The organism is Pseudomonas sp. SM4 (genome assembly GCF_051913165.1).
GTDB lineage: Bacteria > Pseudomonadota > Gammaproteobacteria > Pseudomonadales > Pseudomonadaceae > Aquipseudomonas.
The window spans coordinates 342000-368077 of sequence record NZ_JBODOE010000006.1 but is presented as its reverse complement, the minus strand read 5'-3'; the positions used below and the strand labels follow the sequence as shown (position 1 = coordinate 368077).

23 protein-coding genes are annotated in these 26078 nt (G+C 60.0%); 15 read left to right on the top strand and 8 right to left on the bottom strand.

What is annotated here, in order from left to right:
• Positions 1-79: 79 nt before the first annotated feature.
• Positions 80-1564, bottom strand: a complete 1485-nt coding sequence (locus ACQ4MY_RS14190; protein WP_440095556.1) for an NCS1 family nucleobase:cation symporter-1 — start codon at positions 1562-1564, stop codon at positions 80-82.
• 635 nt (positions 1565-2199) lie between these two features.
• On the opposite strand from ACQ4MY_RS14190, the gene hydA reads away from it, so the two are divergent.
• From hydA to preA, 3 genes are all read left to right on the top strand, one after another.
• Positions 2200-3639 (top strand): dihydropyrimidinase, encoded by a 1440-nt coding sequence (gene hydA / locus ACQ4MY_RS14185; RefSeq protein WP_440095555.1) that lies wholly within the window; start codon positions 2200-2202, stop codon positions 3637-3639.
• A 194-nt stretch (positions 3640-3833) separates the two neighbouring features.
• Positions 3834-5201 carry an NAD(P)-dependent oxidoreductase gene (locus tag ACQ4MY_RS14180; RefSeq protein WP_440095554.1) on the top strand — a complete coding sequence of 456 codons (1368 nt, stop codon included), beginning with the start codon at positions 3834-3836 and terminating at the stop codon, positions 5199-5201.
• A complete protein-coding gene (preA, locus tag ACQ4MY_RS14175) occupies positions 5202-6476 on the top strand; it encodes an NAD-dependent dihydropyrimidine dehydrogenase subunit PreA (RefSeq protein ID WP_008081943.1) in 1275 nt (424 codons plus the stop codon).
• Between the two features lie 141 nt (positions 6477-6617).
• Here the strand turns inward: preA and ACQ4MY_RS14170 are convergent, their stop codons facing one another.
• Positions 6618-7238, bottom strand: a complete 621-nt coding sequence (locus ACQ4MY_RS14170; RefSeq protein WP_008081940.1) for a TetR/AcrR family transcriptional regulator — start codon at positions 7236-7238, stop codon at positions 6618-6620.
• 138 nt (positions 7239-7376) lie between these two features.
• On the opposite strand from ACQ4MY_RS14170, the gene copC reads away from it, so the two are divergent.
• Positions 7377-7739 carry a copper homeostasis periplasmic binding protein CopC gene (copC, locus tag ACQ4MY_RS14165; protein ID WP_236431818.1) on the top strand — a complete coding sequence of 121 codons (363 nt, stop codon included), beginning with the start codon at positions 7377-7379 and terminating at the stop codon, positions 7737-7739.
• A gap of 3 nt (positions 7740-7742) precedes the next feature.
• A complete protein-coding gene (gene copD, locus ACQ4MY_RS14160) occupies positions 7743-8600 on the top strand; it encodes a copper homeostasis membrane protein CopD (RefSeq protein WP_440095553.1) in 858 nt (285 codons plus the stop codon).
• A 78-nt stretch (positions 8601-8678) separates the two neighbouring features.
• Here copD and ACQ4MY_RS14155 read toward each other — a convergent pair whose 3' ends face one another.
• Both ACQ4MY_RS14155 and ACQ4MY_RS14150 read right to left on the bottom strand, forming a co-directional pair.
• A complete protein-coding gene (locus ACQ4MY_RS14155) occupies positions 8679-9821 on the bottom strand; it encodes an HlyD family secretion protein (protein WP_008081934.1) in 1143 nt (380 codons plus the stop codon).
• Positions 9818-11473 carry an MFS transporter gene (locus ACQ4MY_RS14150; RefSeq protein WP_440095551.1) on the bottom strand — a complete coding sequence of 552 codons (1656 nt, stop codon included), beginning with the start codon at positions 11471-11473 and terminating at the stop codon, positions 9818-9820. The genes ACQ4MY_RS14155 and ACQ4MY_RS14150 overlap by 4 nt, the downstream gene beginning before the upstream one ends.
• 286 nt (positions 11474-11759) lie before the next feature.
• Here ACQ4MY_RS14150 and ACQ4MY_RS14145 point away from each other — a divergent pair, with 286 nt between their 5' ends.
• The 6 genes from ACQ4MY_RS14145 to ACQ4MY_RS14120 all read left to right on the top strand — a co-directional run bounded on the left by ACQ4MY_RS14145 (position 11760) and on the right by ACQ4MY_RS14120 (position 18123).
• Positions 11760-13055, top strand: coding sequence for an OprD family porin (locus tag ACQ4MY_RS14145; protein WP_158830811.1), 1296 nt, complete (start codon positions 11760-11762; stop codon positions 13053-13055).
• A gap of 406 nt (positions 13056-13461) precedes the next feature.
• Positions 13462-14286: an NAD-dependent epimerase/dehydratase family protein gene (locus tag ACQ4MY_RS14140; protein ID WP_008087221.1), complete on the top strand. Its 825-nt coding sequence runs from the start codon at positions 13462-13464 to the stop codon at positions 14284-14286.
• Between the two features lie 29 nt (positions 14287-14315).
• Positions 14316-15209, top strand: a complete 894-nt coding sequence (locus ACQ4MY_RS14135; protein WP_440095550.1) for an SMP-30/gluconolactonase/LRE family protein — start codon at positions 14316-14318, stop codon at positions 15207-15209.
• A 55-nt stretch (positions 15210-15264) separates the two neighbouring features.
• The gene (locus ACQ4MY_RS14130) at positions 15265-16236 is read left to right on the top strand and encodes a TRAP transporter substrate-binding protein (RefSeq protein WP_008087215.1); all 972 of its coding nucleotides are present in this window, start codon (positions 15265-15267) and stop codon (positions 16234-16236) included.
• A 79-nt stretch (positions 16237-16315) separates the two neighbouring features.
• The gene (locus tag ACQ4MY_RS14125) at positions 16316-16843 is read left to right on the top strand and encodes a TRAP transporter small permease (protein ID WP_008087213.1); all 528 of its coding nucleotides are present in this window, start codon (positions 16316-16318) and stop codon (positions 16841-16843) included.
• The gene (locus tag ACQ4MY_RS14120; protein ID WP_008087212.1) at positions 16843-18123 is read left to right on the top strand and encodes a TRAP transporter large permease; all 1281 of its coding nucleotides are present in this window, start codon (positions 16843-16845) and stop codon (positions 18121-18123) included. Before ACQ4MY_RS14125 ends, ACQ4MY_RS14120 begins: the two co-directional genes overlap by 1 nt.
• Positions 18124-18224: 101 nt before the next feature.
• On the opposite strand, the gene ACQ4MY_RS14115 is transcribed toward ACQ4MY_RS14120, so the two are convergent.
• The 3 genes from ACQ4MY_RS14115 to ACQ4MY_RS14105 all read right to left on the bottom strand — a co-directional run bounded on the left by ACQ4MY_RS14115 (position 18225) and on the right by ACQ4MY_RS14105 (position 20788).
• Positions 18225-19025, bottom strand: coding sequence for a sulfite exporter TauE/SafE family protein (locus ACQ4MY_RS14115; protein ID WP_008086964.1), 801 nt, complete (start codon positions 19023-19025; stop codon positions 18225-18227).
• A 9-nt stretch (positions 19026-19034) separates the two neighbouring features.
• Positions 19035-20279 (bottom strand): FAD-dependent oxidoreductase, encoded by a 1245-nt coding sequence (locus ACQ4MY_RS14110; RefSeq protein WP_440095549.1) that lies wholly within the window; start codon positions 20277-20279, stop codon positions 19035-19037.
• A gap of 167 nt (positions 20280-20446) precedes the next feature.
• Positions 20447-20788 carry an ArsR/SmtB family transcription factor gene (locus ACQ4MY_RS14105; RefSeq protein WP_008086967.1) on the bottom strand — a complete coding sequence of 114 codons (342 nt, stop codon included), beginning with the start codon at positions 20786-20788 and terminating at the stop codon, positions 20447-20449.
• A gap of 90 nt (positions 20789-20878) precedes the next feature.
• Here ACQ4MY_RS14105 and ACQ4MY_RS14100 point away from each other — a divergent pair, with 90 nt between their 5' ends.
• Positions 20879-21742, top strand: a complete 864-nt coding sequence (locus ACQ4MY_RS14100; RefSeq protein ID WP_440095547.1) for an MBL fold metallo-hydrolase — start codon at positions 20879-20881, stop codon at positions 21740-21742.
• Between the two features lie 87 nt (positions 21743-21829).
• On the opposite strand, the gene bkdR is transcribed toward ACQ4MY_RS14100, so the two are convergent.
• Positions 21830-22318 (bottom strand): Bkd operon transcriptional regulator BkdR, encoded by a 489-nt coding sequence (gene bkdR / locus ACQ4MY_RS14095; RefSeq protein WP_158830817.1) that lies wholly within the window; start codon positions 22316-22318, stop codon positions 21830-21832.
• A 185-nt stretch (positions 22319-22503) separates the two neighbouring features.
• Here bkdR and ACQ4MY_RS14090 point away from each other — a divergent pair, with 185 nt between their 5' ends.
• The 3 genes from ACQ4MY_RS14090 to ACQ4MY_RS14080 are packed head-to-tail and all read left to right on the top strand — an operon-like array spanning position 22504 to position 26074.
• Positions 22504-23739, top strand: coding sequence for a 3-methyl-2-oxobutanoate dehydrogenase (2-methylpropanoyl-transferring) subunit alpha (locus ACQ4MY_RS14090; protein WP_007915086.1), 1236 nt, complete (start codon positions 22504-22506; stop codon positions 23737-23739).
• A gap of 1 nt (position 23740) precedes the next feature.
• A complete protein-coding gene (locus ACQ4MY_RS14085) occupies positions 23741-24799 on the top strand; it encodes an alpha-ketoacid dehydrogenase subunit beta (protein WP_008086973.1) in 1059 nt (352 codons plus the stop codon).
• Positions 24800-26074 (top strand): dihydrolipoamide acetyltransferase family protein, encoded by a 1275-nt coding sequence (locus ACQ4MY_RS14080; RefSeq protein WP_440095546.1) that lies wholly within the window; start codon positions 24800-24802, stop codon positions 26072-26074.
• Positions 26075-26078: the final 4 nt, after the last annotated feature.

Here is a 26078-nt window from a genome sequence, read left to right as displayed (position 1 = left end):
CAGGTTTTTTGGTTGAACACAGTATTTGTGTACGACTCGATCCTTGTGGGAGCTGGCTTGCCAGCGATGAGGCCATTCGCTACACCGCTGTTTTCACGGCAGAGGGCTGCGCGCGCATCACGCACAACCCGTAATAAATAATCCCGCCCAGCGCCGAACCGGTGAACCAGCCGTAACTGTAAAACCAGCTGAACGCATCGCTGCCCAGCGACAACAAGGTCAGCACCACCGGCACACCAAATGCGAGAAACCCGGCCCAGTTCCACGCCGGATAGACGTCATCGCGGTACAACCCGGCCAGGTCCAGTTGCTGTTTCTTGATCAGGAAGTAGTCCACCACCATGATCCCGGCAATCGGCCCGAGCAGGCTCGAATAACCCAGCAGCCAGTTGGAATACACGGTCTCCAGGCTGACATCGGAGACAATCAAACCGAGTTTTTTCAGCAACTCATGGCCCATCAACAACAACCCGACCAACCCGGTCAGCAACACCGCTTTGGTGCGGTTGATCACCTTCGGCGCGATGTTCTGGAAGTCGTTGGTCGGCGAGACAATGTTCGCGGCGGTGTTGGTCGACAACGTGGCGATGATAATCAACGCCATCGCCACCGCGACCCACACCGGGCTCTGGATATGACCGATCAGGCTGACCGGATCAGACACCGTCACGCCGACCAGTTTCACCGACGCCGCAGTCATGATTACGCCCAGCGAGGCGAACAAAAACATGGTCAGTGGCAGGCCGAAAATCTGCCCGAGGATTTGATCTTTCTGGCTCTTGGCGTAACGACTGAAGTCCGGAATGTTCAGCGACAACGTCGCCCAGAAACCCACCATCGCCGTCAGCCCGGCGGCGAAGTAACTCACCACACTGGCGCCTTCCGGACGTTTTGGCGGGATCGCCAGCAGTTCGGTCATCGACACATTGGGCATCGCCCACACCAGCAAGCCGATGCCGACCGCTACCAGCAACGGCGCGGACAAGGTTTCCAGCCACTTGATCGACTCGGCGCCGCGAATCACCACCCACAGGTTCAGTGCCCAGAAGATCATGAAACCGATCACCTCGCCGGTGCCGCCGAGGGATTTCCAGCCATCGAAAATCGAGCCGAGAAACAGGTGGATCGCCAACCCACCAAACATCGTCTGAATGCCAAACCAGCCACACGCGACCAGTGCGCGAATCAGGCACGGCACGTTGGAGCCGAGAATGCCGAACGATGAACGCAGCAGCACCGGAAAAGGAATGCCGTACTTGGTGCCGGGAAAGGCGTTCAGCGTGAGCGGAATCAGCACGATGAGGTTGGCAAACAGAATCGCCAGCAACGCCTCGCCGACGGTCAGGCCGAAATAGGCGGTGAGGACACCGCCGAGGGTGTAGGTCGGCACGCAGATCGACATGCCGACCCACAGCGCGGTGATGTGCCATTTGTTCCAGGTTCGTTCGCGCACCTTGGTCGGTGCCATGTCGTGGTTGTAACGGGGGCTGTCGAGGACGTCGCTACCGGCTTCGAGTTCGAACAAGCCGTCGCGCTCGGTCACTTGCGATCTGTTCTGTTGCATGGCTGCTCCACGGTTTTTTTGATTATTTTTGCTCATCGGGCTGGTGGGCGGACGCGCCGCACACCGGGCGATGGCCGGAGTACTTGCATGTGAACACGCACTTCACGAACCGGCCTGGCTTGTCAGCGCCAGCACTCAAAAAACGTGCCGACTGTTGCGCCGATTTTCCCGACCTGTCCGTATAGCGCTTTCAACTGTTTGATGTTTAAACGCTTTTATTCAAATTATTGGATCATGTTGCTTACTTGTTACATCCCTCAGGCAAAAGACCAGGACAAGTTACTCGAACAACCAGGTTCAAAGTGGTGCACGGTTATTTCCAGCCAGGCGTCTGGGTCGCGACTCTTTAGCGTTCAAGCAACTGATTTACCATGACAAATCTCGCTCAAATCTGGTTCCTGTCAAGTGCGTCAAAATGGTGAAAGCCCTCACCATTTTGGTGATTTAAATATTTAATCTATATATTTCAATACGTTACGTACATTATAAGCTTATAAAAAATAATCTTGCTCATTCGATTAACACCAGCTAGTTTTTATTCCTGACAGCGTTGGCAGGAATATATCTTCCAGCATCGACGTCTTATAAAACATATAGAACCGGTATAAGCCGGTCATGCCTGCGAGGAAGCTGCAATGTCTCTGTTGATCCGTGGCGCCACCGTTGTTACCCATGATGAAAGTTATCGCGCCGACGTCTATTGCGCAGACGGCGTGATCAAAGCCATCGGTGAAAACCTGGATATTCCCGCCGGTGCCGAAGTGCTCGACGGCAGCGGCCAATACCTGATGCCCGGCGGCATCGATCCGCACACGCACATGCAACTGCCGTTCATGGGCACCGTGGCCAGCGAGGATTTCTACAGCGGCACGGCGGCCGGTCTGGCCGGCGGCACCACGTCGATCATCGATTTCGTCATCCCCAATCCGCAACAGTCGTTGATGGAAGCGTTTCATCAGTGGCGCGGCTGGGCCGAGAAATCGGCGTCGGATTATGGCTTCCACGTCGCTATCACCTGGTGGAGCGAGCAGGTGCGTGAGGAAATGGCCGAGCTGGTCAGCCAACACGGCATCAACAGCTTCAAGCATTTCATGGCCTACAAGAACGCGATCATGGCCGCCGACGACACGTTGGTAGCGAGTTTCGAGCGGTGTCTGGAGCTGGGCGCAGTGCCGACCGTGCATGCGGAAAACGGCGAGCTGGTTTATCACCTGCAACGCAAGTTGATGGCGCAAGGTATCACCGGGCCGGAAGCGCATCCGCTGTCGCGGCCTTCGCAGGTTGAAGGTGAAGCGGCGAGCCGCGCGATTCGTATTGCCGAGACCATCGGCACGCCGTTGTATCTGGTACACGTCTCGACCAAGGAAGCCCTCGACGAAATCACCTATGCGCGCAGCAAGGGCCAGCCGGTTTACGGCGAAGTACTCGCCGGGCATCTGTTGCTCGACGACAGCGTCTATCAACACCCGGACTGGCAGACCGCTGCCGGTTACGTGATGAGCCCGCCGTTCCGCCCGCGCGGGCATCAAGAGGCGCTGTGGCACGGCCTGCAGAATGGCAATCTGCACACCACCGCTACTGACCACTGCTGTTTCTGCGCCGAGCAGAAAGCTGCCGGGCGCGATGACTTCAGCAAGATCCCCAACGGCACCGCTGGCATTGAAGATCGCATGGCGGTGCTGTGGGATGAGGGGGTTAATTCCGGTCGTTTATCGATGCAGGATTTCGTCGCCCTCACCTCCACCAACACGGCGAAGATCTTCAATCTTTATCCGCGCAAAGGTGCGATTCGCGTCGGCGCCGATGCCGACCTGGTGCTGTGGGATCCGCAAGGCACGCGCACCATTTCCGCCAAGACCCACCATCAGCAGGTGGACTTCAACATCTTCGAAGGCAAGACCGTGCGCGGCGTGCCGAGCCATACCGTCAGCCAGGGCCGTTTGGTCTGGGCCGATGGCGACCTGCGCGCCGAGCGTGGCGCCGGACGGTATATCGAACGGCCGGCGTACCCGGCGGTGTTTGATTTGCTGAGCAAGCGGGCCGAGCAACATAAGCCTGTTGCTGTGAAACGCTGATAGCGGCCTTCGGCCTATCGCTGGCAAGCCAGCTCCCACATTTGCAATGCATTCCCCCTGTAGGAGCTGCCGAAGGCTGCGATCTTTTGATCTTGTTTTTTAGATCAAGATCAACAGATCGCAGCCTTCGGCAGCTCCTACACAGGGGATTTGGCCAATGCCCGATAGAGGCAGTTACTGTGAGGCAAAAAACCGTGATCGAGACCCTGAACCATCTCCCCCACCCGCACGAAAGTGCGGCCGCCCTCGCCGGTCATTTCACTGATCTGGCGCCACCGCTCAATGACCGTCAGGCGCATCTGGAAGCCTCGCGCTGCCTGTATTGCTACGACGCGCCGTGCGTGAATGCGTGCCCGAGCGAGATCGACATCCCTTCGTTCATCCGCAATATCCATCAGGACAACGTGCCCGGTGCCGCGCAGAAGATCCTTTCGGCAAACATCCTCGGCGGCAGTTGCGCGCGGGTCTGCCCCACCGAAATCCTCTGCCAGCAAGCCTGCGTGCGCAACAATGCCCACGAATGTGCGCCAGTGCTGATCGGTCTGCTGCAACGCTACGCCGTCGACAACGCAAACTTCACCGAGCACCCGTTCCAGCGTGCCGCCGCCAGCGGTAAACGCATTGCCGTGGTCGGTGCCGGTCCAGCCGGTTTGTCCTGTGCGCACCGTAGCGCCATGCACGGTCATGACGTGGTGATTTTCGAGGCGCGGGAGAAGGCCGGTGGTCTCAATGAATACGGGATCGCCAAGTACAAACTGGTCGACGATTACGCGCAGAAGGAACTGGATTTCCTCCTGCAAATCGGCGGCATCGAAATTCGCCATGGGCAGAAGCTTGGCGAGAACCTGACCCTCAGCGAACTGCATCAACAGTTCGACGCGGTGTTTCTTGGCCTCGGCCTGAACGCCAGCAAGCAACTCGGTCTGGCCCACGAAGAGGCGCCGGGCCTGCTCGCCGCCACCGATTATATCCGCGAACTGCGCCAGGCCGATGACCTCACGCAATTGCCACTGGCAGAACGCTGCATCGTCCTCGGCGCCGGCAACACGGCGATCGACATGGCCGTGCAAATGGCCCGCCTCGGCGCTCGCGATGTCAATCTGGTGTATCGCCGAGGCGCGGCGGACATGGGCGCCACTGGCCACGAACAAGACATCGCCAAAGCCAATCAGGTACGCCTGCTGACGTGGGCGCAACCGCAAGAAGTGCTGCTCGACGATCAGGGCCACATGCGCGGCATGCGCTTCGCTCGCACCGATCTGGTCGAAGGACGCCTGCAAACCACCGGCGAAACCTTTGAGCTGGCCGCCGACGCTATCTTCAAAGCCATCGGCCAATCCTTCGATGGCAGCGCCCTCGCCGACCCGTTGGCCCGTGAGCTCAAGCGTCAGGGCGAACGCATTCAAGTCGACGAAAATCTGCGCACCAGCATCCCCGGTGTGTATGCCGGCGGTGACTGCACCAGCCTCGACCAAGACCTCACCGTGCAAGCTGTGCAGCACGGCAAACTCGCCGCCGAGGCGATCAACGCGCAACTGATGCTCAACGTGGAGGCTGCGTAAATGGCCGATCTCTCGATTGTCTTCGCCGGCATCAAAGCGCCGAATCCGTTCTGGCTGGCCTCCGCGCCGCCCACCGACAAAGCCTACAACGTCGTCCGCGCTTTCGAAGCGGGCTGGGGCGGCGTGGTCTGGAAAACCCTCGGTGAAGACCCGGCGGCGGTCAACGTTTCGTCGCGTTACTCGGCGCACTACGGCAACAACCGTGAAGTGCTCGGTATCAACAACATCGAGCTGATCACCGACCGCTCGCTGGAAATCAACCTGCGCGAAATCACTCAGGTGAAGAAGGACTGGCCGGATCGCGCAATCATCGTCTCGCTGATGGTGCCGTGCGTGGAAGAGTCGTGGAAACACATTCTGCCGCTGGTCGAAGCGACCGGCGCTGACGGCATCGAGCTGAATTTCGGTTGCCCGCACGGCATGCCCGAACGCGGCATGGGCGCGGCGGTCGGTCAGGTGCCGGAGTACGTCGAGCAGGTGACGCGCTGGTGCAAGACTTATTGCTCGCTGCCGGTGATCGTCAAACTGACGCCGAACATCACCGACATCCGCGTTGCCGCCCGCGCCGCCCATCGCGGTGGCGCCGATGCGGTGTCGCTGATCAATACGATCAACTCGATCACCAGTGTCGATCTGGAACACATGGTCGCCCTGCCCACCGTCGGCAGCAAAAGCACGCATGGCGGTTATTGCGGCTCGGCGGTGAAGCCGATTGCGCTGAACATGGTCGCCGAGATTGCCCGCGATCCGCAGACCCAGGGCTTGCCGATCTGCGGCATTGGCGGCATCGGCAGTTGGCGCGACGCGGCGGAATTCATGGCGTTGGGCAGCGGCGCCGTGCAGGTGTGCACGGCGGCGATGCTGCATGGTTTCAGGATTGTCGAGGAGATGAAGGATGGCCTGTCGCGGTGGATGGACAGTCAGGGTTACGCCAGCATCAGTGAGTTTTCCGGGCGTGCGGTGGGCAATACCACGGACTGGAAGTACCTCGACATCAACTATCAGGTGATCGCGAAGATTGACCAGGCGGCGTGCATCGGTTGCGGGCGCTGCCACATTGCTTGCGAGGACACTTCACATCAGGCGATCGGCAGTTTGAAGCAGGCGGACGGCACGCATAAATATGAAGTGATCGATGACGAGTGTGTGGGCTGCAACCTGTGCCAGATCACCTGCCCGGTGGCGGACTGTATCGAGATGGTGCCGATGGAAACGGGCAAGCCGTTTCTGGACTGGAATCATGATCCGCGCAATCCCTACCATGTTGCGGTTTGACTGATCGTTCCCACGCTCTGCGTGGGAATGCAGCCCGGGACGCTCTGCGTCCCATTGGAACGCGGAGCGTCCCTAGAGGCATTCCCACGCAGAGCGTGGGAACGATCATGTAGGAGCTGCCGCAGGCTGCGATCTTTTGACTTAGGGTTCCAGGCCGATCCCGCGCAATATCACACTGGTGACCGTCTGTACCGCCCGCTCGAACTGCATGTCCGACAGCGGCTGATGCTCGTTGAGGATATTCACCTGATGATCAAAATCGGCGTAATGCTGCGTCGACGCCCAGATCATGTACAGCAGGCTCGAAGGCTCCACCGGCAGAATCCGCTTGTCCTCAACCCACTGCCGAATCTTCGCCTCCTTCATCTTCGCCCAGTCATACAGGCTGACATCCAGCGCCTCGCCCAGCGTCGGCGCGCCGTGGATGATTTCGTTGGCCCAGACCTTCGAGCCATACGGCCGGCTGCGCGAGTGGTTCATCTTGGCGCGGATGTAACTGCTGAGCACCACGCGCGGGTCATCGAACATCTCGAAGCACAGCGCGTCCTGTTTCCACACTTCCAGCAGGTCGAACAGCACCGCGCTGTACAGCTCGCTTTTGGTTGAGAAGTAGTAATGCAGGTTGGAACGCGGCAGTTGCACTTCGGCGGCGATGTCAGCCATGGCGGTGCTGCCGAAACCTTTTTCGGCGAAGACTTTTTCCGCCGCCAAGAGGATTTTTTCGACGTTACTGCGACGAATCTCGATCTTGTGATTGCCCATGTGGGCTCCCTGACAACAACGTTGCCCAAGACTAGCATCCGCTCTGGTGCGCGGGCGACCGCTGCAAACAAAACTTCGTATCGCCGCGAGCGGATGGCTAAACTGACATTTTTCGATCCTGCCCCAGAGGTATCTGCGATGCTGTTCAAGAACGTCATGACCACCACTGCCCTGCTCGCCTCGCTGTTCGCCGCATCTTCGGTATTTGCCCACGCCCACCTGAAAAGCCAGACCCCGGCCGCCGACAGCACCGTCGCTGCTCCAGCCGATTTGCGCCTGACCTTCTCCGAAGGCGTCGAAGCCAGTTTCACCAAAGTCACCGTGACGAAGGATGGCGCGCCGGTCGCTGTCAAAGCGCTGACCACCGAAGGCGACAAGAAAACCCTGATCGTCACCCCGGCCGCGCCGCTGACCGCCGGCGAATACAAAGTCGAATGGCACGCGGTCTCGGTCGACACGCACAAAAGCGAAGGCGCCTACCAGTTCAAGGTGGGCCAGTAATTCATGGGTGAAGCGCTGGTGCTGTGCCGCTTTGTGCATTTCATCGTGGTGTTGATGCTGTTTGGGGCCTGGCTGTTCAGGCCGTTGCTGCTCAAGGATGAAGCGCTGCAAGTGGACCGGCACCTGGCGCGATTGGCGCGCTGGCTGACCGCGATTGCACTGGTCAGCGGGATTGCCTGGGCGCTGTTGATTACCGCGAGTATGGCTGGCTCTGCTGCTGCCGCGTTCGATCCAGACACGGTTGCGTTGGTGCTGGGCAATACGTTTTTTGGTCAGGTGTGGCGCTGGCACCTGCTGATCAACGCCGCGCTGTTGGCATTGCTGTTTACGCCGTGGCGCTCAAGCATGCCGCTGCGGTTGGGTTTGAGTGGCTTGCTGTTGGTGACGCTGGCCCCGGTCGGGCATGGGGCGATGCTCGATGGTTTGAGCGGGCAACTGCTGATTCTCAACCAGATCGTTCATCTGACCTGTGTGGCCGCGTGGTTGGGCGGGTTGTTGTTGCTGGTGATGATTTTGCGTCAGCCAACGGAACCTGTGCCGGTGGTTCTGCGGCGCTTCAGTGGCGTGGGTTATACGTTGGTCGCGGGACTGCTGATCACCGGGCTGATCAACGTGCGCGTGCTGACCGGTCAGTGGTGGCCGACACCGTTGTTCAATGGATTTGCGTTGATTCTGTTGATCAAGGCGCTGCTGGTTGTGGCCATGCTCGGTCTGGCGCTGTTCAACCGTTTGCGCATGGAAGATTGTGAACAGCGAATGGGCACCCTGCGACGCAGCGTGATGCTTGAATGGTTGCTCGGGATTGGCGCCGTCGCCGCCGTCTCACTGCTCGGCACCCTGCCCCCGATGATCACAACCTGAAAATCAAAAGATCGCAGCCTTCGGCAGCTCCTACAGATTATCCATGTAGGAGCTGCCGAAGGCTGCGATCTTTTGATCTTAATGGTGCTGCGTGTCACCCGCTGCAGTGTCGATGCTGACCACCACCGACATCCCCGGCCGCAAGCGTTCCTCTTCCTGTTGATCCGCATCAATCGTAATCCGCACCGGCACCCGCTGGGCAATCTTCACAAAGTTGCCCGTGGCGTTATCCGCCTGCAACAGAGCAAATTCCGACCCCGTCCCCGGCGAAATATGCTGCACGTGCCCGGTGAATTTACGGTGGTTCAACGCATCCACGGTGAAGCGCACCGGTTGCCCGACCCGCACGTTGTCCATCTGGGTTTCCTTCATGTTGGCGATCACCCATTTCTGGTTCGGCACCAACGCCATCAACTGCGCCCCGGAGTTGACGTAAGCGCCGAGGCGCACGCCGATCTGCCCGAGCTGGCCGTCACGTGGCGCGACGATGCGCGTGTTCGACAGGTCGATTCGCGCCAGTTGCACCGCCGCTTCGGCGCTGGCCACCGCCGCTTCCAGCGAGCCGCGATTGACGATCACCGTTTGCAGATCCTGGCGAGCGATTTCCAGATTGGCCTTGGCCTGCGCGACGGCTGCAACGCTTTGCGCATTGGCCGCCAACGCCACGTCCATCTCACGCTTGGACACCGAACCGTCGCGCACCAACTCTTTGTTGCGGCGCAGATCCGCCTCGCTTTTGCGCAACTGTGCTTCGCTGTCAGCCTGCACCGCTTGACGCAACTTGATGGTTGCTTCGGCGCTGTTGCGTTGCTGCACGACGTTGGCCAATGCGGCTTTCTGCACCGCCAGTTGCGCCAGCGACTGGTCGAGGCGTTGCTGATAGATACGGTCGTCGAGGCGCACCAGCAAATCGCCGGCCTTCACGTACTGGAAATCCTGCACCGGCACTTCGAAAACATAACCGGCGAGCTGCGGGCCGATGATCGTCACCTGCCCGCGAATCAACGCATTTTCGGTGGTCTCGACCGCGCTGCTGAACGGCGGCAATTGCCAGGCATAGAGCACGATCAACACGCCCACGATGGCAATCGCGGCAAAGCCCATTGAAGAGATGACCCGAACCCGCAGCGAGCGCGGCTCGGTGTTCGGCGATGACGGCGGCGCCACACCTTCAGGCGTGGCGGCAATGGCATTGGTGGTTGTGGTGGTCGGTTCGGTCATGAAGAAATGGCACCGCTCGAAGGGGTGGATGGCGCAGGGGCGACGGCTTTGGTGGTACTCATCAGCCACAGCGCGCGAATGGACAGCCAGATCATGGTCAGCACCGCAATTACGGCGATCAGCATGAACACATCGTTATAGGCCAAGACGTTGGCCTCGCGGGTCGCGGCGTTGGACAGACTGCGAATACCCGCAAGGTTGCGCAGGCTCGGGTCGGCCAGCAACGGGCCATACGCCGAGCCGCCGCTTTGCACGCGCGCCGCCACCAAAGGGTCAGACAGCGTCAGGTGCTCAACGATGTGACTGGAATGAAACTTCTCGCGGACGATCTGGAAGGTGCCCAGAAGCGCCGCGCCAAGTAGACCGCCGAGGTTATTGCAGATCCCGAACAGCACGGAAAAACTCACCAGGTTGCGCGGATTGGTCAGCACGTTGCGTGTGCCGAGCACCATGGTCGGGCCGAGGAAAAACGTGCTGCCGAAGGCCAACAGAAATTGGCTGAAATAGAGGTTTTCCGGGCGGGTCAGGTTGTTGGAAAAACTGTCCATCACCGCCCCGGTGGCCATCAGACCCAGCGAGATGATCAACGGCATCAGCAGATGCTTGGGGTCGATCGTCAGCGCGCTGGTCAACAACCCCGCGACGCTGCCGATCAGCATCACCACGTACAGGCTGTGCAACTGCTCATAGCCCATGTTGAGGTTCTGCATGAATCCGACCGCCCCGGTGGACTGCTCCGAGGTGACCATACGAATCAGGGTCACCGCCAGCGCCAGACGGATCATCGTCCCGCTGCCAAGCCAACGGGTCATCAGCATCGGGTTGCTGCGATTATGTTCGATGGCCAGGCCGGCGAGAATCAGCACGATGGACGACGCCAGCGCGACGCCGATCCAGTCGGCCTCCAGCCACCAATCGATGCGCCCCAGCGACAACACCGCGCACAACAACGCCACGCCGCTAGCGAGGATGGCGAAGGTGAGAAAGTCGAGTTTTTCGAAGGTTTTAAAGCGGTCGCCCGGCGGCAGCTTGAGCATCAATACGCAGCCCAATGACAGCAGCGCCATGCCCAATTCGAACAAATACAAGCCGCGCCATTCGGCGATTTGCAGCAAGTCTTCGGAGAACAGTCGCGCCAGCGGCAAGGCCAATTGCGAGGTGCCGAGACCGAGCACCAGCGCCTTCATCCGCCACTTCGCCGGGAACGCCTGGACCATGTAATACAGGCCCAGAGAGCTGAGGGCAGCACCGACCATGCCGTGCGCCGCACGTACCGCCACCGCCGAATTGAGGTCGTTGACGAACAAGTGGCCGAAGGTCACCAGCGCATACAGCACCAGGAACACTTCGGTGAACGCGCGCAAACCGAACTGCTGACGAAACTTCACCAGCAGCAGGTTCATCGACACGTTGGTCATCACGTACGCGGCCGGCAGCCAGGCCATTTCGGCGGTGGTCGCGCCGAGGGCGCCCTGCAGATACGGCAGGTTGGCGACCACCAGCGAGTTGCCCAAACCACCGGTCACCGCCACCAGCACACCGACCAGCGCATAGGCCAGGCGCTTGGGGTTGGAGTGCAACGGCGTCGAGGGAGAACCGGGCAGACTGGGCTTCTCGTGCGGCTGCCAGTGGCGCGGGGCGTATTGATCCATTGAAAGGCCTTGTGCGGAAGGTGAGTGAAGTTTGCCGCAATTTCACTGGCAACACACATCCCATGGACAACACAAATCCCTGTAGGAGCTGTCGAGTGAAACGTGGCTGCGATCTTTTGATTTTAAAAAAGCCAGATCAAAAGATCGCAGCGTGCCGCAGCTCCTACAGGGTTATCGTACAACCGAGGGTTGACATTCCCGGGAAACGTAGGAAATATCCGCACCAGCGTTGTACGACGACGTATGACGAATAATAAAAACAACAAACGTAACAGGGAGCGTCACAGTGAGCACACTCGTCTGCAATTCCGTCCGCCCTTCGCGCTTTTCCACACTTCGCCCGCGTTCCACCCTTGGCCTGATCGGCTGCAGCAGCCTCGCCCTCGCCCTGCCAATGAGCGCCGAGGCTGAAGGTTTTCTTGAAGACAGCAAAGCCACGCTGAACCTGCGCAACGCCTATTTCAATCGCAACTTCGTCAACCCGGCCAACCCGCAAGGCAAGGCTGAAGAGTGGACGCAGAACTTCATCCTCGACGCGAAATCCGGCTTCACCCAAGGCACCGTCGGTTTCGGTCTGGACATCCTCGGCATGTACTCGCAGAAACTCGACGGCGGCAAGGGTACGGGCGGCACTCAACTGCTGCCGATTCACGATGACGGGCGCCCGGCCGACAATTTCGGGCGCATGGGCGTGGCGCTGAAAGCCAAGGTATCGAAGACAGAATTGAAAGTCGGCGAGTGGATGCCGGTGCTGCCGATCCTGCGATCCGACGATGGCCGCTCCCTGCCGCAGACCTTTCGCGGCGGCCAGATCACCTCCACCGAAATCAACGGCCTGTCCGTTTACGGCGGCCAGTTCCGCGGCAACAGCCCACGCAACGACGCGAGCATGGAAGACATGTCGATGAACGGCCGCGGTGCATTCACCTCGGATCGCTTCAACTTCGGCGGCGGCGAATACACCTTCAACGACAAGCGCACCCTGGTCGGCGTGTGGTACGCCGAACTCAGCGACATCTATCAGCAGCAGTATTTCAACCTCAGCCATAGCCAGCCGCTGGGCGACTGGACGCTGGGCGCCAACCTCGGATTCTTCACCGGTAAAGAAGACGGCAGCGCCCAGGCCGGCGACCTCGACAACAAGACCGCGTTCGCCATGCTCTCGGCCAAATACGGCGGCAACACCTTCTACGTCGGCCTGCAGAAACTCAGCGGCGACGACGCCTGGATGCGGGTCAACGGCACCAGCGGCGGCACCCTGGCCAACGACAGTTACAACGCCAGTTATGACAACGCCAAGGAACGCTCCTGGCAGTTGCGCCACGACTACAACTTCGTCGCCCTCGGCGTCCCCGGGTTGACCATGATGAACCGTTACATCAGCGGCGATAACGTGCACACCGGGACCATTACCGACGGCAAGGAATGGGGGCGTGAGTCTGAATTGGCGTACACCGTGCAGAGCGGGCCGCTGAAAAACCTCAACGTGAAATGGCGCAACGCGACGATCCGTCGGGATTTCAGCACCAACGAGTTTGATGAAAACCGGGTCTTTATCAGTTATCCGATTTCGTTGTTGTAGGCAGATCTCTTCTTACTCTGTGGGCGCGAGCCTACTCGCGAAGGCGTCCTGTCAGTCGATGCAAAAGTTGCCGCACCGGCCCCATCGCTGGCAAGCCAGCTCCCACAGGTATCGAAGTTATTTTCGATGTCCGTGGCCACCACAAAACTCTGTGGGAGCTGGCTTGCCAGCGATGGCGGCGGCAGATTCAACATTGATGTTGATCGAAACACCGGTTTCGAAAACAGGCTCGCTCCCACAGGGGAACCGCATTGCAAGGAGGGAATTGTGCTGAAGGAAGATCAATTGGCCTTCCGTCATTTACACCGAAAGTCGCGTTGACAAGTTCCGGAAATCCTACCGATACTTCAGCGCAGTCATACGACAACCTACAACAAACCTAATAACAAACGTGTAAGGGATTGCCATGACGTCTACCTCTGTTCCCCGCGCCCCGTTCAACCGTCTGCTGCTGACCGGCGCGGCCGGTGGCCTGGGCAAAGTTCTGCGCGAACGCCTGCGCCCTTATGCCAATGTCCTGCGTCTTTCCGACATTGCCGCCCTCACCCCGGCCATCGATGACCGTGAAGAAATCGTCCTCTGCGATCTGGCCGACAAACACGCCGTGCATCAACTGGTCGAAGGCGTCGACGCGATTCTGCATTTCGGCGGCGTCTCTGTTGAGCGGCCGTTCGAAGAAATCCTCGGCGCCAACATCTGCGGCGTCTTCCACATCTATGAAGCGGCGCGTCGGCATGGCGTGAAGCGGGTGATCTTCGCCAGCTCCAATCACGTCATCGGTTTCTACAAACAGGACGAGCCGCTCGACGCCAGCTCCGCCCGGCGCCCTGACGGCTACTACGGCTTGTCGAAGTCCTACGGCGAGGACATGGCCAGTTTCTACTTCGATCGCTACGGCATCGAGACCGTCAGCATTCGCATCGGCTCTTCGTTCCCCGAGCCGCAAAACCGTCGAATGATGCACACCTGGCTGAGCTTCGACGACCTCACGCAATTGCTCGAACACTCGCTGTACACGCCCAACGTCGGCCACACCGTGGTCTACGGCATGTCCGACAACAAGGACGTGTGGTGGGACAACCGCTTCGCCAGCCACCTCGGTTTTGAAGCGAAGGACAGCTCCGAAGTGTTCCGCGAAAAGGTCGAGGCGCAGCCGCTGCCCGCCGCCGATGATCCGGCGCGGATCTATCAGGGCGGCGCGTTTGTCGCTGCGGGCCCGTTCGGCGACTGATCGCTGCGAAACGACACAAAGGAATGAGTATGCAAGCCGAACTGATCGTCGATGCCCGCAATGCCGTGGGCGAAAGCCCGGTGTGGGTGCCGCAGGAAAACGCGCTGTACTGGGTCGATATTGCCAACGGCGGGTTGCAACGCTGGAGCGCCGACAGCGGCCATGTCCACGCCTGGAAAACCCCGGAGATGCTCGCCTGCATCGCTCGCCACAGCCGTGGCGGCTGGGTCGCCGGCATGGAAAGTGGCTTCTTTCATCTACAGCCGCACAGCGACGGCAGCCTCGACAGTGAGCGACTCGCCAGCGTCGAGCACGGCCGCAAAGACATGCGCCTCAACGATGGTCGCTGCGATCGTCAGGGCCGTTTCTGGGCCGGCAGCATGGTGTTGAACATGGGTTTGAACGCTGCCGACGGCCGGCTCTATCGCTACGGCGCCGGAGCGTCTGGCGTGATCGAGGCGCAACTCGACGGCTTCATTGTGCCCAACGGCCTCGGTTTCAGCCCGGACGGCAAAACCCTGTACCTGTCCGATTCGCATCCCGACGTGCAATTGATCTGGGCGTTCGATTACGACACCGATACCGGCACACCGTCTAACCGCCGCGTCTTCGTCGACATGAACCACTTCCCCGGCCGCCCCGATGGCGCCGCCGTGGACGCTGAAGGTTTCTACTGGATCTGCGCCAACGACGCCGGCCTCATCCACCGTTTCGCGCCGGATGGCCGGCTCGACTTCTCGCTGGCCGTGCCGGTGAAAAAACCGACCATGTGTGCCTTCGGCGGCAGCCGGATGGACACCCTTTTCGTCACCTCGATTCGCCCCGGCGATGACCACGATCCGCAATCCCTGGCCGGCGGCGTATTCGCCTTCAACCCCGGGGTCAAAGGCCTTCACGAACCCGTGTTTGACGATTCCCTGTAACACCTGCACCGCTGCGCCTTGAACAGAAAAATAACAAGACTGGAGACTGACCCCCATGTACTTCAAACGCACCTTGCTCGCCGTCGCTTTACCGCTCGCCTTCTCCCTCGCCAACGCCGCCCAGGCGCTGGAAATCAAGTTCGCCGACATTCACCCCGCCGGTTATCCGACCGTGGTTGCTGAAGAAAGCATGGGCAAAGCCCTGACCAAGGAAACCAACGGCGACCTCACCTTCAAGTACTTCCCGGGCGGTGTGCTCGGCTCGGAAAAAGAAGTCATCGAACAGGCGCAGGTCGGCGCGATCCAGATGACCCGCGTCAGCCTCGGCATCGTCGGCCCGGTGGTGCCAGATGTGAACGTGTTCAACATGCCATTCATCTTCCGCGACCAGGCACACATGCGCGCGGTCATCGATGGCGAAGTCGGCGATGCGATTCTCGACCGCATCACCAATTCCGAATTCGGTCTGGTGGCCCTGGCCTGGATGGACGGCGGCACGCGCAACATCTACACCAAGAAACCGGTGCGCAAACTCGAAGACCTCAAGGGCATGAAAATCCGCGTACAAGGCAACCCGATGTTCATCGAAACCATCAACGCCATGGGCGGTAACGGCATTGCCATGGACACCGGTGAAATCTTCAGCGCCTTGCAAACCGGCGTCATCGACGGCGCGGAAAACAACCCGCCGACCCTGCTTGAACACAACCACTTCCAGAACGCCAAGTTCTACAGCCTGACCGGGCACTTGATCCTGCCCGAGCCGATCGTGATGTCAAAAATCACCTGGGAAAAACTCACCCCCGACCAGCAGACCCTGGTGAAGAAGGCCGCCAAGGCTGCGCAACTTGAAGAGCGCGCGCTGTGGGATGCGAAATCCGCCAGCAGCGAAGAAAAACTCAAGGCTGCCGGCGTCGAATTCATCACCGTCGACAAGAAACCCTTCTACGAGGCCACCGCCTCGGTTCGCGAGAAATACGGCGCGCCTTACGCCGATCTGATCAAGCGTATCGAAGCGGTGCAGTAACCCTCCCAGCCCTCAATGAAAGGCCCGGCAGCGCTGGCGTCAACCGACGTTAGCGGCTGCCCGGTTACGGTGGAACCCGATGAAGAATTCGCTGCTGCGCCTCAACGATGTTCTCTACATGACCTGTATCTGGATCGCCGGCCTGTCCGTACTCGCCATCGCCCTGATCATTCCCTGGGGCGTGTTCGCCCGTTACGCCCTCGGCACCGGTTCGAGCTGGCCGGAGCCGACCGCGATCCTGCTGATGATGGTCTTCACCTTCCTCGGCGCCGCCGCCAGTTATCGCGCCGGTGCACACATGGCCGTGGCGATGGTCACCGACCGTTTGCCACCGAACCTGCGCCGAACCATGAGCATCGTTTCGCAGCTATTGATGGCGACGATCTGCCTGTTCATGACCATTTGGGGCGCCAAGCTGTGCGCCTCGACCTGGAACCAGTTCATGAGCGCCCTGCCAACCTTGCGCGTGGGCATCACCTACATGCCGATCCCGGTGGGTGGCGCGCTGACGCTGGTGTTCGTTCTGGAAAAACTGTTGTTTGGCGACCAGAGCAACCGTCGGGTTGTGCGGTTCGATCTGGTTGAAGAAAGCGAAGGGGCTGCCTGATGGACGCATTGATTCTGCTGGGCAGTTTTATCGCTTTGATCCTGATGGGCATGCCCGTCGCCTACGCCCTCGGGCTGTCGGCGCTGATTGGCGCGTGGTGGATCGACATTCCGTTTCAGGCCTTGATGATTCAGGTCGCGGGCGGGGTGAACAAATTCTCGCTGCTGGCGATTCCGTTCTTCGTGCTGGCCGGGGCGATCATGGCCGAGGGCGGCATGTCGCGGCGGCTGGTGGCGTTTGCCGGCGTGCTGGTGGGTTTCGTGCGTGGCGGCCTGTCGCTGGTCAACATCATGGCCTCGACGTTTTTCGGTGCGATCTCCGGCTCGTCGGTGGCCGACACCGCGTCGGTGGGTTCGGTGCTGATCCCGGAGATGGAACGCAAAGGCTATCCGCGCGACTTCTCCACCGCCGTGACCGTCAGCGGTTCGGTGCAAGCCTTGCTGACACCGCCGAGCCACAACTCGGTGCTCTATTCGCTGGCGGCCGGCGGCACCGTGTCCATCGCCTCGCTGTTCATGGCCGGCGTGGTTCCGGGCCTGTTGATGAGCGCGTGCCTGATGGTGCTGTGCCTGATCTTCGCGCGCAAACGCGACTACCCGAAAGGCGAAGTGATTCCGCTGCGTGAAGCCCTGAAAATCTGCGGCGAAGCGCTGTGGGGGCTGATGGCGATGGTGATCATCCTCGGCGGGATTCTCTCGGGGATCTTTACCGCGACCGAGTCGGCAGCGATTGCCGTGCTCTGGGCGTTCTTCGTGACCATGTTCATCTACCGCGACTACAAGTGGAGCGAACTGCCGAAGCTGATGCACCGCACGGTACGGACGATTTCGATCGTGATGATCCTGATCGGTTTCGCCGCGAGCTTCGGCTACATCATGACCCTGATGCAGATCCCGGCGAAAATCACCACGCTGTTCCTGACCCTGTCGGACAACCGCTACGTGATCCTGATGTGCATCAACGTCATGCTGCTGTTGCTCGGCACGGTGATGGACATGGCGCCGCTGATCCTGATCCTCACGCCAATCCTGATGCCGGTGATTCTCGGCATCGGTGTCGATCCGGTGCAGTTCGGCATGATCATGCTGGTGAACCTGGGGATCGGGCTGATAACGCCGCCGGTGGGCGCGGTGCTGTTTGTCGGTTCGGCGGTGGGCAAGGTCAGTATCGAGAGCACGGTAAAGGCGCTGCTGCCGTTTTACGCGGTGCTGTTTCTGGTGTTGATGCTGGTCACCTACATTCCCGCCATTTCCCTGTGGCTGCCGCACTTGGTGTTGTAACAACCTGAAAGATCGCAGCCTTCGGCAGCTCCTACAGAAATCGCATTCCATGTAGGAGCTGTCGAGTGAAACGAGGCTGCGATCTTTTAATCTTCAAATACTCAAGCCCGCAACAACATATACCCCGCCACCACCAGACACACACTGGCAAACCCCACCTGTAACGCCCGCGCCGGCACTCGTGCACACAGCTTGCGCCCGATGATCATGCCAACAACGCTGGCGACGATAAACGCCGCGCCCTGCCCGTCAATCCGCACACCGGCGTGAAACGAGCCGATCACCCCGATCGCCGAAATCAGGCTGATCACCATCAACGATGTCGCGACAATCCCGCGCATCTGTACATCGGTCAGTTGCTTGAACGCCGGCACAATCAAAAACCCGCCGCCGACCCCGAGCAATCCGGAAACCACTCCGGTGATCGCGCCCAATGCGGCGAGGGTCGCGGTGCATTTGGCCGTCCAGTCAAAGCGCCCGGTTTCTTCATTGAGCATGCAGTTCTTCTGGCCCCAACTGGCGTGACCGTGATCGCTCGGCCCTTGCTGCTGGCGCTCGCGGCGCAGCATGCGCCAGGCCACCATGACCATCAGCAGGCTGAACAGAATCATCAGGATCTTCTCCGGCAACTGATGCGCGAAGTAGATCCCCAACGGCGAAAACACCGCACCCAACGCCGCAATCAACAGTGCCGCGCGATAGCGCACCAGGCCATGACGCAAGCCGTCGATAGCGCCAACCGCCGCCGCACTGCCGACGGCAAACAAGGCCACCGGCGCCGCTTGCGTCATCGTCCAGCCAAGCCCCAGCACCAACGCCGGCACCGCGAGAATGCCGCCACCGGCCCCGGTCAAGCCGAGGACCAACCCCATCACCACGCCAAACAGACTTGCCAGCAACATAGGGTTTTCTCAGTCGACCTTGGACACACGTGTCAGCCACTCACGGCCCTTGAGCATGCCGTTCCAGTAGAACCACGGCAGCAAGGTTGCCTTGAGCAACCACGCCGAACGCCGCGCCACGGTCGGGTCCAGTGGAAAGGTCGGCAGCAACTTACCGGCATAACCGAACTCGGCGAGGATCACTTTGCCCTTCTCCACCGTCAGCGGGCAGGAACCGTAACCGTCGTACTTCAGCGGCAACGGTTGTTGCTTGCGCAGGGCCAAGAGGTTTTCCGCCACCACCACGACTTGCTTGCGCACCGCCGCCGCGGTTTTCGCGTTGCTGGTGCCGCAGACATCGCCGAGGGCGAACACTTCGGGATAACGCGGATGCTGCAAGCTGTGCTGATTGACTTCGCACCAGCCGGCGGCGTCGGCCAACGGACTTTGTGCGATGAAATCCGGCGAAACCTGCGGCGGCACAACGTGGAGCAAATCGAAGGTTTTCGCCTCGCGGGTGACGTTGCCCTCGGCGTCCTTGATCTCGAACCAAGCGGTTTTTGCCGGGCCATCGACCTTGACCAGGTTCGAGTTGAAGGCCAGTTGTGCGTGGTACTTTTCGATGTACTTCATCAGTGGCGGGACGAACGTCGCCACGCCGAACAGCGCGGCGCCGGCGAGATTGAATTCGACGTTGAGGTTGTTCAGTACGCCGCTTTTGAGCCAGTGATCGCAGGACAGGTACAGGGCTTTTTGCGGCGCCCCGGCGCATTTGATCGGCATGGCCGGCTGAGTGAACAGCGCTTTGCCGCCGCGCAGTTTCTGCACCTGATCCCAGGTGTATTGCGCGTGCTGGTAGCTGTAGTTGGAGGTGACGCCGTGCTGACCGAGGCTTTCCTGCAAGCCCTCGATTTTCTCCCAGGCCAGGCGCAGGCCGGGGCAGACGATCAGGTTCTGGTAGCTGACCGAGCGTTGATCGTTGAGGGTGAGTTGGCGTTTGTCGGGATCAATGCCGGTGACGGCGGCTTGCAGCCAGTTGACCTGACGCGGCATCACTTTGGCCATCGGTCTTGCGGTATCTTTCACGTCGTAGGCGCCGCCGCCGACCAGCGTCCACGCCGGTTGGTAGTAATGGTGGGCGCTTGGTTCGATGACCGTGATGTTCAGGTGCGGATCACGCTTGAGCAGGCTGGCGACGAAACCGATGCCGGCCGTACCGCCGCCGATGACCACGATGTCTGCACTGATGGATGGGCCCCAGTGTTGATCGTTCATTGCTTGTTCCTTTTGCTGCACGCAAGGATTTTTCCGAGTCAACCACTAAACCTGTGGGAGCTGGCTTGCCAGCGATGGCAGCCTGTCCTTCACCATAGATGTCGGATGTGCCGGCCTCATCGCTGGCAAGCCAGCTCCCACAGGGTACGTGGTGTTCTGGCTGGCATTTATGGCTGTTCCCAGCTTTTGAGGACGGCACCGCAATAAAGCCCCGACAGGGTCTTCATCACTTGAATCACTTCGTGACTGGCGAGGCCGTAGAAAATGTACTTGCCTTCACGGCGGGTCGCGACCAGCCCCTCATCCCTCAGGATGCCCAGTTGCTGGGACAGCGTTGGCTGACGCACGCCGGTCATGGTTTCCAGTTCGCCAACGTTGCGTTCGCCCTGAGTCAGCTGACACAAAATCAACAGGCGATCTTCATTGGCCAACGCCTTGAGCAGCGCACACGCCTTGGAGGCCGAGGCACGCAGTTGGGCGACTTCACATTCGGTCAGACTGGATTGCATTTGCACGAGGCCTTCAACGTCACTTAAGCTGCGAACATTATGTTTTTAGATAAAGTGTTGCAACCCATTTCCCTTGTTCAGGTGGTGTCCATGCCCGCGCAGATTGAATCGTTCCTCGACCCCGCCTCCTCGACCTACAGCTATGTGGTCTATGAAGCCGACGGCGGGCAATGTGCAATCGTCGACCCAGTGCTCGATTATGACGGTGCCGCCGGGCGCACCTGCAGCGCGCAGGCCGACAAAATCATTGCCTTCGTGCGCCAACACAATCTGCAAGTGCAATGGCTGCTGGAAACCCACGCCCACGCCGATCACCTGTCTGCCGCGCCGTATCTGCGCCGCGAACTGGGCGGCAAGATCGCCATCGGTGAATCGATCAGTAAAGTGCAGAACGTGTTCAAGGCACTGTTCAATCTGGAGCCGGAGTTCTGTGTCGACGGTTCGCAGTTCGACCACCTGTTCGCGCCGAACGAGTCATTCAGCATCGGCAATCTCAAAGCTACGGCGCTGCATGTACCCGGACACACGCCGGCGGACATGGCTTATTTGATCGACGGTGAGCAGATTCTGGTCGGCGACACGCTGTTCATGCCGGATGTCGGCACGGCGCGCTGCGACTTCCCGGGTGGCAACGCCCATCAGTTGTTCAATTCGATCCATAAATTGTTGGCCTTCCCGGCGAGCGTGAAGCTTTACGTTTGCCACGATTACCCGCCAGAAGGCCGCGAGTCGCAGTGCCAGACCACGGTTGGCGAGCAGCGCAAAAGCAACATTCATGTGCATGACGGGGTTGATGAGGCGGCGTTTGTCGAGATGCGCACGCAGCGTGACGCCGGGCTGGGCATGCCGACGCTGTTGCTGCCGGCGATTCAGGTGAATGTGCGGGCGGGAAATTTGCCGGCGGCTGAAGACAATGGCGTGGTGTATCTGAAGATCCCGATCAATAAGCTTTAACGTCAAAAGATCGCAGCCTGCGGCAGCTCCTACAGGAGAAATGCGCATCCCATGTAGGAGCTGCCGAAGGCTGCGATCTTTTGATCTTCACGTCCCCAACGTCAACCCATTCGCCGGCAGCGGCAACGCCGTTTTATACCGCACCTGCTTCAACGCAAAACTCGAGCGGATATTCGCCACCCCCGGCACTTTGGTCAGAAAGTCCATCATGAAGCGCTCCAACGACTGAATCGTCGGCACCAGCACCCGGATCAGATAATCCGGATCGCCCGCCATCAGATAGCACTCCATCACCTCGGGGCGATCGGAAATCGCCTCCTCGAAATGCTGCAACGCCAACTCCACCTGTTTCTCTAGGCTGACGTGAATAAACACGTTCACGTGCAGCCCCAGCAGGTCGGCATCCAGTAGCGTCACCTGCTCGCGAATCAGGCCTAATTCTTCCATCGCTTTGACCCGGTTGAAGCACGGCGTCGGCGACAGGTTGACCGAGCGTGCGAGGTCGGCGTTGGTGATGCGCGCGTTCTCCTGAAGGCTGTTGAGAATGCCGATGTCGGTACGATCCAGTTTGCGCATGAGACAAAACCACCTGTTTTTTATGTTTATGCAGAATTTCTATCTGCAAATCGTCTCCAGCGCAACGAAACAGAGATAAATATTCTTCTTGGCCCGGCCTATGATTGTTGTAGGACAAGATTTCTTCTACCGAAGAATGACTGCCAGCTCACTACAAGAAATTCACAAGATCGAGCGTAGAAGCCATGACCCAAGCGTATGAACCGCTGCGTCTGCACGTCCCTGAACCCTCGGGCCGTCCAGGCTGCAAAACCGATTTTTCCTACCTGCATCTGACCGATGCCGGTACGGTGCGCAAACCTTCCATCGACGTCGAACCTGCCGACACCGCCGACCTGGCGCGTGGGCTGATTCGTGTGCTCGACGATCAGGGCAATGCCCTCGGCCCTTGGGCTGAAAATGTGCCGGTCGAGATCCTGCGCAAAGGCATGCGCGCGATGCTCAAGACGCGTATCTACGACAACCGCATGGTGGTCGCCCAGCGTCAGAAAAAAATGTCGTTCTACATGCAGAGCCTTGGCGAAGAAGCCATTGGCAGTGCTCAGGCGTTGGCCCTGAACATCGACGACATGTGCTTTCCGACCTACCGTCAGCAAAGCATTCTGATGGCCCGCGAAGTGCCGCTGGTCGACCTGATCTGCCAACTGCTGTCCAACGAGCGCGATCCGCTCAAGGGCCGCCAGTTGCCGATCATGTATTCGGTTAAAGAGGCTGGTTTCTTCACCATTTCCGGCAACCTCGCCACCCAGTTCATTCAAGCGGTCGGCTGGGGCATGGCCTCGGCGATCAAGGGCGACACCAAAATCGCTTCGGCGTGGATTGGCGACGGCGCCACCGCCGAATCGGACTTCCACACCGCCCTCACCTTCGCCCACGTTTATCGCGCGCCGGTGATCCTCAACGTCGTGAATAACCAATGGGCGATTTCGACCTTCCAGGCCATCGCCGGCGGTGAAGCCACCACCTTCGCCGGACGCGGCGTCGGTTGTGGCATCGCCTCGCTGCGCGTTGATGGTAACGACTTCTACGCTGTGTATGCGGCCTCTGCCTGGGCCGCCGAACGCGCCCGCCGCAACCTCGGCCCGACCATGATCGAATGGGTCACCTACCGCGCGGGTCCGCACTCGACCTCCGACGATCCATCGAAATACCGCCCGGCCGATGACTGGAGCCACTTCCCGCTCGGCGACCCGATCGCTCGTCTCAAACAGCACCTGATCAAGGTCGGCCACTGGTCAGACGAAGAGCACGCCGCCGTCAGCGCCGAACTCGAAGCCGAAGTGATTGCTGCGCAGAAACAGGCCGAACAGTACGGCACCCTCGCCGGCGGCCAGATTCCAAGCGCCGCGACCATGTTCGAAGACGTCTACAAAGAGATGCCGGAGCACTTGAAGCGCCAGCGTCAGCAGTTGGGGATCTGACATGAACGATCACAACAACAATATTCAGTTGGAAACCGCCATGACCACGACCACCATGACCATGATCCAGGCCCTGCGCTCGGCCATGGATGTGATGCTTGAGCGTGACGATAACGTGGTGGTGTTCGGTCAGGACGTCGGCTACTTCGGCGGCGTGTTCCGTTGCACCGAAGGCCTGCAAACCAAATACGGCGCTTCGCGGGTATTCGACGCGCCGATCTCGGAAAGCGGCATCGTCGGCGTGGCCGTGGGCATGGGCGCTTACGGTTTGCGTCCGGTCGCCGAGATTCAATTCGCTGATTACGTTTACCCGGCGTCCGACCAGATTATTTCCGAAGCGGCGCGCCTGCGTTATCGCTCGGCTGGCGAGTTCACCGCACCGATGACCCTGCGCATGCCCTGCGGCGGCGGCATCTACGGCGGCCAGACGCACAGCCAGAGCATCGAGGCGATGTTCACTCAGGTCTGCGGTTTGCGCACCGTGATGCCATCCAACCCTTACGACGCCAAAGGCCTGCTGATCGCCTCCATCGAAAACGATGACCCGGTGATCTTCCTCGAGCCGAAACGCCTGTACAACGGCCCGTTCGACGGCCACCACGACCGCCCGGTAACGCCGTGGTCGAAACACCCGCAAGCGCAGGTTCCGGACGGTTACTACACCGTGCCGCTGGACGTTGCCGCGATCACCCGTCCGGGCAAGGACGTGACCGTGCTGACTTACGGCACCACCGTGTACGTCTCGCAAGTCGCTGCCGAAGAATCCGGTGTCGACGCTGAAGTCATCGACCTGCGCAGCCTGTGGCCGCTGGACCTGGAAACCATCGTCAAGTCGGTGAAGAAAACCGGCCGTTGCGTGGTGGTTCACGAAGCCACGCGCACCTGCGGTTTCGGCGCCGAACTGGTGTCGCTGGTGCAAGAGCATTGCTTCCATCACCTGGAAGCGCCGATCGAACGCGTCACCGGTTGGGACACCCCCTACCCGCACGCGCAAGAGTGGGCGTATTTCCCAGGGCCGTCCCGAGTGGGCGCGGCGTTGAAACGGGTCATGGAGGTCTGAATGGGCACGCACGTTATCAAGATGCCGGACATCGGCGAAGGCATCGCAGAAGTAGAGCTGTCGCAGTGGCACGTCAAGGTCGGCGATCTGGTCGTTGAAGATCAGGTGCTGGCGGATGTGATGACCGACAAGGCGATGGTTGATATTCCATCGCCGGTACACGGCAAGGTGATTGCACTTGGTGGTCAGCCGGGTGAAGTGATGGCGGTTGGCAGTGTGCTGATCAGCATCGAGGTTGAGGGTGCCGGTAACTTGAAAGAGTCCGCCGCACCCGCGCCCGTTAAAGAGGCGCCGGTAGCACCGAAAGCTGAAGCGGTTGTTGAGAGCAAACCTGCTCCTGCCGCCGCGCCACGTCCGGCAGCTGTTTGTCAGGGCCCGATGGTCGCTCGCGAAGCAGACGAACGCCCGCTCGCCTCGCCAGCCGTGCGCAAACATGCGCTGGATCTGGGAATTCAATTGCGTCTGGTGCGCGGTTCCGGCCCGGCCGGTCGGGTGTTGCACGAAGACCTTGAAGCCTACTTGGCGCAAGGTCAGTCGAACGCTTCGGCGCCCGTGGCTGCCGCTTACGCCCAACGCGACGACGAAGAACAGATTCAAGTCATCGGCATGCGCCGCAAGATCGCCCAGCGCATGCAGGACGCTACCCAGCGTGCCGCACACTTCAGTTATGTCGAAGAAATCGACGTCACCGCAATCGAAGAACTGCGTGCGCACCTGAATGAAAAACACGGTGCCAGCCGTGGCAAGTTGACCTTGCTGCCGTTCCTCGTCCGCGCCCTGGTCGTCGCCCTGCGCGACTTCCCGCAGATGAACGCCCGTTACGACGACGAAGCCCAGGTCATCACTCGCCTCGGCGCGGTGCATGTCGGCGTCGCCACGCAAAGCGATGTCGGCCTGATGGTGCCGGTGGTGCGTCACGCCGAGGCGCGCAGCCTGTGGGACAGCGCCACGGAAATCTCGCGTTTGGCCAATGCCGCGCGCAATGGCAAGTCCAGTCGCGATGAGCTATCCGGTTCAACCATCACCCTCACCAGCCTCGGTGCGCTGGGCGGTATCGTCAGCACCCCGGTGTTGAACCTGCCGGAAGTGGCCATCGTCGGCGTCAACAAAATCGTCGAACGGCCGATGGTCGTCAAAGGCCAGGTGGTGATCCGCAAGATGATGAACCTCTCCAGCTCCTTCGATCACCGCGTGGTCGACGGGATGGACGCGGCGCTCTTCATCCAGGCCATTCGCGGCTTGATCGAACAACCTGCCACTTTGTTTGTGGAGTAAGGCT

Bases quoted from the DNA above. Each gene is read 5' to 3' on its own strand.
- ACQ4MY_RS14190 (WP_440095556.1), bottom strand. From the start codon at position 1,564: ATGCAACAGAACAGATCGCAAGTGACCGAGCGCGACGGCTTGTTCGAA.
- ACQ4MY_RS14080 (WP_440095546.1), top strand. From the start codon at position 24,800: ATGGGCACGCACGTTATCAAGATGCCGGACATCGGCGAAGGCATCGCA.
- ACQ4MY_RS14085 (WP_008086973.1), top strand. From the start codon at position 23,741: ATGAACGATCACAACAACAATATTCAGTTGGAAACCGCCATGACCACG.
- ACQ4MY_RS14155 (WP_008081934.1), bottom strand. From the start codon at position 9,821: ATGACCGAACCGACCACCACAACCACCAATGCCATTGCCGCCACGCCT.
- preA (WP_008081943.1), top strand. From the start codon at position 5,202: ATGGCCGATCTCTCGATTGTCTTCGCCGGCATCAAAGCGCCGAATCCG.
- ACQ4MY_RS14135 (WP_440095550.1), top strand. From the start codon at position 14,316: ATGCAAGCCGAACTGATCGTCGATGCCCGCAATGCCGTGGGCGAAAGC.
- copC (WP_236431818.1), top strand. From the start codon at position 7,377: ATGCTGTTCAAGAACGTCATGACCACCACTGCCCTGCTCGCCTCGCTG.
- ACQ4MY_RS14115 (WP_008086964.1), bottom strand. From the start codon at position 19,025: ATGTTGCTGGCAAGTCTGTTTGGCGTGGTGATGGGGTTGGTCCTCGGC.
- ACQ4MY_RS14100 (WP_440095547.1), top strand. From the start codon at position 20,879: ATGCCCGCGCAGATTGAATCGTTCCTCGACCCCGCCTCCTCGACCTAC.
- ACQ4MY_RS14150 (WP_440095551.1), bottom strand. From the start codon at position 11,473: ATGGATCAATACGCCCCGCGCCACTGGCAGCCGCACGAGAAGCCCAGT.
- ACQ4MY_RS14090 (WP_007915086.1), top strand. From the start codon at position 22,504: ATGACCCAAGCGTATGAACCGCTGCGTCTGCACGTCCCTGAACCCTCG.
- ACQ4MY_RS14140 (WP_008087221.1), top strand. From the start codon at position 13,462: ATGACGTCTACCTCTGTTCCCCGCGCCCCGTTCAACCGTCTGCTGCTG.
- ACQ4MY_RS14170 (WP_008081940.1), bottom strand. From the start codon at position 7,238: ATGGGCAATCACAAGATCGAGATTCGTCGCAGTAACGTCGAAAAAATC.
- ACQ4MY_RS14125 (WP_008087213.1), top strand. From the start codon at position 16,316: ATGAAGAATTCGCTGCTGCGCCTCAACGATGTTCTCTACATGACCTGT.
- ACQ4MY_RS14105 (WP_008086967.1), bottom strand. From the start codon at position 20,788: ATGCAATCCAGTCTGACCGAATGTGAAGTCGCCCAACTGCGTGCCTCG.
- bkdR (WP_158830817.1), bottom strand. From the start codon at position 22,318: ATGCGCAAACTGGATCGTACCGACATCGGCATTCTCAACAGCCTTCAG.
- copD (WP_440095553.1), top strand. From the start codon at position 7,743: ATGGGTGAAGCGCTGGTGCTGTGCCGCTTTGTGCATTTCATCGTGGTG.
- hydA (WP_440095555.1), top strand. From the start codon at position 2,200: ATGTCTCTGTTGATCCGTGGCGCCACCGTTGTTACCCATGATGAAAGT.
- ACQ4MY_RS14120 (WP_008087212.1), top strand. From the start codon at position 16,843: ATGGACGCATTGATTCTGCTGGGCAGTTTTATCGCTTTGATCCTGATG.
- ACQ4MY_RS14110 (WP_440095549.1), bottom strand. From the start codon at position 20,279: ATGAACGATCAACACTGGGGCCCATCCATCAGTGCAGACATCGTGGTC.
- ACQ4MY_RS14130 (WP_008087215.1), top strand. From the start codon at position 15,265: ATGTACTTCAAACGCACCTTGCTCGCCGTCGCTTTACCGCTCGCCTTC.